The organism is Pantoea sp. USHLN256 (assembly GCF_037149875.1).
Classification (GTDB): Bacteria; Pseudomonadota; Gammaproteobacteria; order Enterobacterales; family Enterobacteriaceae; genus Pantoea; species Pantoea nemavictus.
The window spans coordinates 1-252 of the sequence record NZ_JBBCQO010000045.1 but is presented as its reverse complement, the minus strand read 5'-3'; the positions used below and the strand labels follow the sequence as shown (position 1 = coordinate 252).

Genomic DNA, 252 nt, shown 5'->3' with positions numbered 1-252 from the left:
CCTCCTTACCTGAAGATACCTTCCCGCGAAGTGCTCACACAGATTGTCTGATAGAAAGTAATGAGCAAGACGGCTGCGAAGTCGTGACACTATCGTGTCCCCTTCGTCTAGAGGCCTAGGACACCGCCCTTTCACGGCGGTAACAGGGGTTCGAATCCCCTAGGGGACGCCACTTGCTTGGTGACAGGTGAAAGGTGTCTCCACGACGTATCTCAAAACTGACGTAACCGTCATGTTTGAGATACTGCTCTT

1 tRNA gene is annotated in these 252 nt (G+C 52.4%); it reads left to right on the top strand.

Features of this window, described 5'->3' with window-relative positions:
- Window positions 1–96: 96 nt before the first annotated feature.
- Window positions 97–172, top strand: a tRNA-Glu gene (locus WFL93_RS24185).
- The last annotated feature ends 80 nt before the right edge of the window (window positions 173–252 follow it).